The organism is Bradyrhizobium sp. (genome assembly GCF_017881085.1).
Classification (GTDB): Bacteria; Pseudomonadota; Alphaproteobacteria; order Rhizobiales; family Xanthobacteraceae; genus Bradyrhizobium.
Map to the genome: position 1 here is coordinate 1 of NZ_JADGRI010000303.1, position 6,511 is coordinate 6,511.

Consider the following 6,511-nt stretch of genomic DNA (forward strand, 5'->3'; position numbering starts at 1 on the left):
CGCCATTTCCGATCGGCAAGGCCACGGTGTCGAGCGCGAACGCCCTGACTGAGCCGAACCCCGTCGCAAGCGCCGCCATACCGGCGCGCTTCAATATCTCTCGTCTGTCGAGCATCGCGCTTCCTCCGAAGCTTTATTGTCAAGGCCGGTCGCCACCGGACTCAAGGTGCCGCCATAGTCACATCGGAAACGGCCAAGTCAATTCATGCTTTGGGCGCGTGAACAGGACGCTGCGACGCAGCAAGGCCACTGCCTTTGCGGAGGCATTTACAGACACAGCCTCGCGATCTCGCCGCTCGTTTCGCGCGAGGTTTTATCGGTTCGTTCCGCCCTCTCGCTTCGGAGGGCGCAGGGAATGCCGGGCGCCCGATGCGCCCGCAAGCCGCGTGTGCAAGAATAGTGGTAGTGAGCACACGCGTTAGTCAGGTCACACCGGAATCACCCGGCATTCCCCGCGCAATGGTTTTACGGCTTATTTCGCGCTCTCCTCGGTGACCGGCTTTCTTGCCACCGTCGCCCCTGAGAAGCTTGCTTCTCAAGAACTTGATGCCAGCGTCGGGGCATCAGGACCACACGACTTCGCCGTCCGCATCCGGCGCTGTTCGTCAAAAGCGCCAACGCGTCCACCGCATCCCGCCCCGCGTCCGTGACGATCGCGAGCCGCCCCTCTGTGGGACGGGACCAAATCGCTCTATTCCTGTTTCTACCAGGCCGTCAAGCAGAATTTCGGAAAATCAGAAATAGACCGGAGAATCCTCGGTGGGGGGTTGGTGGGCGCCGCTGGCCTGTTCGGCGCCGGAACCAGTGCCGCGCGCTGGATTCATGCGCAACTAGTCACACTGGGGCTTCAGACCAGGGTAACAGACCGCGATCAAGATTGAAGGATGGGGCTCAGGTCGAGTCAGTCGGCGACTGATAGGTAACTGCACAAGCCATGCAGCCTCGAACCAGGTTATGAACCCATAGATTCAGAGTGCTTGGCGGACGTCCGTTCCAGTGAACATTCCGGACTCAAGTCAGACATTACTGCAATTCCGAAATGTGCCCATGAACGGAAGTCCCTGGCCCTATTCGATCACTTCGTCCGCGAGCGCCGTCAGGGTCGCTGGAATTTCGAGCCCTATCGATTTAGCGGTCTTTAAATTGATGACGAACTGGTACCGCGTTGGTTGCTCAACCGGGAGGTCGGCTGGTCTCGTACCCTTGAGGATGAGATCGACCATAGCTGCGGCGCGTTCGAAAGATTCGCGTGAATCGGCTCCATAGGACATCAATCCGCCGTCGCGAACGATCGAGTCTGCCTCATAGATCGCCGGCAGACGGTGTGCGGCGGCATAGTCGATCACTCGCTTCCGGTTAAGCAGGGTCAGCGAGTCCGAAACCATCAGGATGGCGTCGGGCGGATCTCGTGTCATCGCCTCGAAAGCTTCATTGAAGTCGTCAGGCTCCCGAACGCCAAGCGGCTGTACGATAATTCCAACCCCCTGCGCAGCCCTTGCCGATGTCTCGTAACGCATCGACATGCCGAGATCATCCCTGTTCCAAAGCATCGCTACACGGTGAAGTCTGGGCAACAACGCTTTCAGCAACGAGAGGCGCTTTGTGGAAAGTGTCGATGCGTCATCAGCTATTCCGGTTACGTTACCACCGGGATGGGCGAGACTTTCGACCAACCCGGTCTTGACCGGGTCCCCAGAGCCGGACGCGAGCACAGTTGGAACGCCCGATACTTTGGCCGCGGCGGCGGCTGGGTAGCTAATAGTGACAACAACATTCACTCCCGCCGCCTTCAGCTCCTGCATCAGGCGCGGTACCAGCTCAAGCTTGCCCGACGCGCCACGCGCCTCGTGGACTAAATTTTGTCCCAGCACGTAGCCACGCTTCGCCAGTCCGTCGAAGAGAACCGCACCACGATCCACCCTGGGAGAGATTGGGGGGCCCGCAGTGAGCGTCCCAACGCGATAAATCTTTGCCGTCTGAGCATGCGCTGCAAGCGGCCAAGCCGCTGCCCCGATGAGACCAATGAACTCGCGTCGCCTCATCCAGCCGTCCCCCAAGCCTCGGATTGTGACCTGTGCAATAGGTAAGACTAGCGCACTTTGCAAAAGGCGGCGACGAGTATTGCCACTATCGGTAAGAGTAGCGAATTGGGCCACGCGGCTATGACGAGTGCAAGAGAATCGCCCCATTGAGGGGGCCAACGCCTAATAAATTACGTCTTCGGTTGGTGCAGACGGCCTGGTCTATGTCGGCTCTGGAGCGCGGGACTTGGGGATTACCTGGATTGAGCGCGACCACCGAATTGCTCCAGAGGAAATCCGAGCGTAAGCCCTGCGCGCACTTCGCTGACTGGATGGCCGTTGGTGAGAGCATGACGCAGCCCGATGTCGAAGCTGAGGTTGTCACGGACGCGCAAAATGAGGCCGACCAAACCGGATATCGTCTCGGATTGGCCAAATTCCTTTTCATAAAACAACTCCGCGACGGGCCGGATTGACCATTTTGACGGTCCCTCGATAATACCGCCAAGAAACACGTCCGCATGATGGTCACGGGTAAGCGCGGTCTCAGCGTTCAAATGGATCGTTCCCCAGTCCCAGCGCTGCGAGACGATCCCAGCCAGACTTGCTCCGACGCCTGAATTCCCGGTGCTGTCTGGAAGCAGCACGCCAAATTCCGTCGCGACGCTGGGCCCGGTCTTGTCTTGCAGGCTGCCGGGCTGCAAGACATGTTTTAGGAATGCTCCCGCGGACGTGAGGCTGGTGGGACCTGGTGGTATCAGCGGTATTTGACCCTGGCCTTCGAGCACCGCCTCCCATCCCTCGCTCAATCCGTAGTTAAGGACCGTTGCAGGCGCGATCAGCGTGGTGCTTCGCTGTTCGCGCAAGCGCCCCCCGGGCTGCAGCTCGATTTCTACCTCTCCCGGCGCTGCTATGGCGGCATCGGTTCCGTCGAAGGGGCGATAAGCAAAAGCGGAACTGCTCCATGACATCAGGCCCAGCGCGATGATCGATCGCGACGCGAGCCGTCTCGGATATTGCCGTTTCAGATATTGGCGGCATGCGGACATGCGCGGTCTCGCGGCTTCGACCTAAGGCGTTGGTCGGAACATCCAAATGGCTGCTAACGTTCCAGAACTTGCCCGCACAGCAACAAGCAGACGATCCATCTCGGGCACAAAAAGCGATGTGCGCGCACCTGAAACCGTGGGAATACGCGCGATCCGTCGATACACCGCTTCTTTCACTTCCAGAACATCGAGGAAGCCCGCCCCGCAACTGACGTAGACGCGGCTGCGCTTGGCATCGATGAACAGGTCGTCGGAATCGCCGCAGGTCTCAGTGGTCGCGATCGGCTTGCCGTCCGTCATGGAGAACGCGCCGAACTGGGCAGGAGTCCGAAAGATCACGAGGATCTGGTGGCGAACAGAGTCAAGGGCCATCGGAAAATTGGTGCCCCCATTGGTGAGCGGCCATTTTCCGATCTGCTTTTGCGAAACACGGTCCGCGACCGCGACGCCGCTGGAATCGGGCACATTGACGAAGATCTGGTTTGTATCGGGGTCGATCTGGAAACTTTCGGGGTGCCCCGTAAGGAGAATGTCCCCCACCTTGCTGCGGGTCGAAGGATCGATCATAGCCAATCCTCCGCTACCATACCCGATGAAGACTCGTTTGGCGGCCGCATCAACGCGGATATTATCGGCATCGCTGCCGAGCTCAATTCGCCCCGTCGCTTTGTAACTATTGCCATCAAACAATCGCACTGAGCCGTCGCCGGCATTGGCAACATAAAGCGTATCGGTCGTCGGCTCATAGCCGACGCCCTGGGGCTCCTTCAATCCCGGAATCCTGGCAATCACCTTGCGGCTTTGGAGATCGACAATTCCAACGGAATCGTTGCCCAATTCGGCAACGAACAGTCGTTGCCGTTTCAAATCAACCGCCATGTGGTCGATCCGGCCACGCACGTCGCCCAACGGGATTTGGGTCTCGAGTTGAAGCGGACCAGCGACGGTTGACTGTGCAGACGCTCGGTCTTGGGTGTTAGCGAGCGCCACGAGGCCGGTTAAAACTGCAACTGCCGTCCGGAGTGGATGATCCATGCGCAAATTTCCTCGACAAGTCGAGTGCTGCGCAGTGCTTGGACCGAAGTCTCAAGGGGAGACCGCATTCCCCTCCGGTTTTTTTAGTAGGAGCCGATCGCAAACGCAATAGGTGGGTTAAGCACGGCCTTGATGACGACCGAGTTCCGCCAGGGTCATTCGCATCGATCTTGGCATGTTCACGGCACGTCTGGTTAGGGGGAATCTTTTTGTCGGTTGAAGACGTCGTTTGGAGGTGATTCAACCGCCCAAACCGGCCGCTTGCTCTAATGGCTGCTACGGGCAGCGGCGCAGCAATTCGGATTGTGGATCGAAGGTTGAGAGGTGCCGAGCCGGACCGCAAAAACAAAATCCCCGGCCGCGGCTTCGCGACCGGGGATTTGCGTTGAGCAACGAACTTCAATCAATATTCGCAGACGTTGATGGTGCGCAGGCGATAGCCGAACGGGGTGGGCACGCGGCGCACCACATAGCATCCGTCGCCGCCGCCGATATAGCCGATGCCAAAGCCGGGGCCGAAGTGGTGATGATGGAAGCCGCCGCCCCAGCCGCCGCCCCATCCGCCGCCCCACGGATGCGCGGAAGCGGCGGAGGGAGCCAGCGCAACGGCGCTGAGAGAAGCTGCGGCAACGAGTGCGAGAGTGAGTTTGCGTAACATGGTCGTTCTCCTTCGATGTGCGCCGTGGCGCGGGTTCAAGTTGTCGTCTTTCAGTCCTGGCCCATCGCCCATCAGTCGCGGCCTTGCGAAGCGCGGTTCGAGAAAACAGCGTTGGAATAGCGGACAATTTCCTGAACGTTCGTTCAGGTGTGCGCTGGATCACACAAGCGTTCAGGCCGCGGCGATTTGCACATCGTTAACCAGCGCGGACAGCGCCTTCGCATCGGCGACGGCGCGGACGACCATCGGCTCGCCGCGTCCGCGTATCGTTACTTGCTGCTGCGGCAGCGCATCGTCCGCGACGCCTGCGGTGATGCGGACTTCTTCGGAGACGATCGCCTCGCAGCCGAGGCTCTTGGTCATGTCCTGCAGCCTTGCCGCGACATTGACGGCGTCGCCGAGCGCGGTGAACACCATGTGGTCGCGGTAGCCGATGTCGCCGATGATGACTTCACCGCCGTGAACGCCGATGCCGAAGCGGATCGGCTCGCGCAGATCGTGACTGAGAAATTGATTCAATTCGTCGACATTGACCGCGATCATCGCCGCCGCCCGCAACGCCTGGCGGCAGGCGGTTTGCGGGCTCGTCGCCAGCCCGAACAGCGCCAGTTGTCCGTCGCCGACGAACTGGTTGGGCTGGCCGCCGCATTCGATCACGGCCTGCGACACCGCGCCGAGGAAGCGGTTGACGATGAACACGGTATCGAAGGGAAGCTGGTTTTCGGCGAGCCTGGTCGAGCCGCGCATGTCGACGAACATGCTGACCAGATAACGCTCCTGGCCGATGCGGTGCGGATGCGAGGCGTGCGCGTTGGCCGACATCGCGTGCGGCATGAACAGCTGGAAGAACGAGAGGTCGCTCTCCGGGCGGAGCTGGCAGGCGAGGCGGATCGACGGATCGGACGCGCCGACGCGGTTGAGCACGAAGGCTTCGCGCGGCGACGGCTCCGGCAGCGTGCTGACGTCGCCGATCACCCGAATGCGGCAGGTCGAGCAGCGGGCGCGGCCGCCGCAGACGCTCGCATGCGGCACGTTATAGCGCAGGCTCGCCTCGAGCACGCTGAGGCCCTTCGGCACCCGAACCGTCCTGCCGTTGCCATAGGACAGGTTGATCATGCCGCCGCGCCGTTCGGCCAGCGCGCGCAGGCCCCTTGCCACCAGCACCAGTCCGAGCAGGCCGAAATAGCCGACCAGGAAATACTCCGTGATGCTTTCCAGCACATCCTGCTGGGCGGCGGTGCCGACCTGTTGCGGTGTCAGGTTCTCCGCTCTCCACTCCTTACTCCCGCTGTCGGCGACGACGCTCCGTCCGCCCTGATAGAGGCCGAGCATCGCCAGCGTCGGAAGCAATACCGCGGCGGCGAGCAGAAACGGCGCCGCGCGCTGGAAGAACGGGCGCATCCGCAGCCAGAAATAAAGCCCGATGCAGCCGTGGATCCAGGCGATCAGCAGCACCGCGTACATCTGCAGGATCTTGTACGGCCACACCACCCAATAGGCATAGAACACCTGCGGATAGAGCTTTTCATGGCCGAACAGCGTCTCGCCGAGCCGGACGCCGGTGATATGGGCGATGATCAGCGCGGGGATGCTCAAGCCGAGCACGAGCTGCAGCGGCTCGATCGCCTTCCAGCGGAATTCCCGGCGCCGGTACAGCGCCCAGACCCCGAGACCGGCATGGACCAGTGCGGCGGTATAGAAGGCGATCGCGACCGGCAGAAATTGCCAGAACACCGTGTGGTAGTAGA

Annotated in this window: 5 protein-coding genes; all 5 read right to left on the bottom strand. The window is 60.8% G+C overall.

The window, feature by feature from the left end; translation table 11 throughout:
- Nucleotides 1-1,067: 1,067 nt before the first annotated feature.
- Nucleotides 1,068-2,042, bottom strand: a complete 975-nt coding sequence (locus QZ213_RS22685) for an ABC transporter substrate-binding protein (protein WP_291688324.1) — start codon at nucleotides 2,040-2,042, stop codon at nucleotides 1,068-1,070.
- 233 nt (nucleotides 2,043-2,275) lie between these two features.
- Entirely contained in the window at nucleotides 2,276-3,070 is a 795-nt protein-coding gene (locus tag QZ213_RS22690) for a hypothetical protein (RefSeq protein WP_291688325.1), read from the bottom strand.
- A gap of 21 nt (nucleotides 3,071-3,091) precedes the next feature.
- The gene (locus QZ213_RS22695) at nucleotides 3,092-4,105 is read right to left on the bottom strand and encodes a YncE family protein (protein WP_291688326.1); all 1,014 of its coding nucleotides are present in this window, start codon (nucleotides 4,103-4,105) and stop codon (nucleotides 3,092-3,094) included.
- Between the two features lie 403 nt (nucleotides 4,106-4,508).
- Nucleotides 4,509-4,763 carry a hypothetical protein gene (locus tag QZ213_RS22700; RefSeq protein WP_291688327.1) on the bottom strand — a complete coding sequence of 85 codons (255 nt, stop codon included), beginning with the start codon at nucleotides 4,761-4,763 and terminating at the stop codon, nucleotides 4,509-4,511.
- A 171-nt stretch (nucleotides 4,764-4,934) separates the two neighbouring features.
- The coding region (locus QZ213_RS22705) for an adenylate/guanylate cyclase domain-containing protein (RefSeq protein WP_291688328.1) at nucleotides 4,935-6,511 on the bottom strand (1,577 nt) is incomplete at its 5' end.

Bases quoted from the DNA above. Each gene is read 5' to 3' on its own strand.
- QZ213_RS22695 (WP_291688326.1), bottom strand. From the start codon at position 4,105: ATGGATCATCCACTCCGGACGGCAGTTGCAGTTTTAACCGGCCTCGTG.
- QZ213_RS22690 (WP_291688325.1), bottom strand. From the start codon at position 3,070: ATGTCCGCATGCCGCCAATATCTGAAACGGCAATATCCGAGACGGCTC.
- QZ213_RS22685 (WP_291688324.1), bottom strand. From the start codon at position 2,042: ATGAGGCGACGCGAGTTCATTGGTCTCATCGGGGCAGCGGCTTGGCCG.
- QZ213_RS22700 (WP_291688327.1), bottom strand. From the start codon at position 4,763: ATGTTACGCAAACTCACTCTCGCACTCGTTGCCGCAGCTTCTCTCAGC.